The sequence below is a fragment of the Fructilactobacillus sp. X2R6C1 genome, assembly GCF_059901295.1.
On the sequence record NZ_JBWXUZ010000065.1, the window covers coordinates 1 to 248 of the forward strand.

Here is a 248-nt window from a genome sequence, read left to right on the forward strand (position 1 = left end):
GAGCAGAAAATGATCGACGAACGCTTCTGGAAGTCATACACCCCCAACGGCGACGAGAACCGCGCGGTGCCGGAGGTAGGCAGCACGTGGTTGGGCCCGGCGCAGTAATCGCCCAGCGCTTCGCTGGTGTGACGGCCCATGAAGATTGCGCCAGCGTGGCGAATGTGCGGCAACCAGGCTTGCGGGTCGGCCACCGACAGTTCCAGGTGCTCCGGGGCAATGCGGTTGGCCACGTCCATGGCCTGTTG

The 248-nt window shown here is 64.5% G+C and carries 1 protein-coding gene; it reads right to left on the reverse strand.

The features are described 5' to 3' along the window. Positions 1-248: histidinol dehydrogenase (locus AC6UDF_RS07380; protein ID WP_500724242.1), on the reverse strand; the 248-nt coding region annotated here is incomplete at both ends.